The organism is Paraprevotella clara YIT 11840 (genome assembly GCF_000233955.1).
GTDB classification, from domain to species: domain Bacteria; phylum Bacteroidota; class Bacteroidia; order Bacteroidales; family Bacteroidaceae; genus Paraprevotella; species Paraprevotella clara.
In genome coordinates this window covers 655-892 of record NZ_JH376668.1, presented here as the reverse complement: position 1 = coordinate 892, position 238 = coordinate 655, and positions in this window count along the sequence as shown.

The window sequence follows — 238 nt, the reverse complement described above, 5'->3', positions numbered from 1 at the left end:
GACAGAGAGTTCACCTTTACCGACACCAAAAAAGGTACTGTTACCAAAGGAATAGGAATGGACTTCGACAAGAAATTTTCAACCGTAAAAGCCCATAAAACTACTGGTATTCTATCTATTGAAGACAAAGACGAATAAAATATGAATGCACGTATCTTTTTTGAATACGCCTATTTGGCAATTGCCCTTTATTGCGCCTACGAGGCGTATCAGCTGTGGAATGCTACACAAGGCAAAC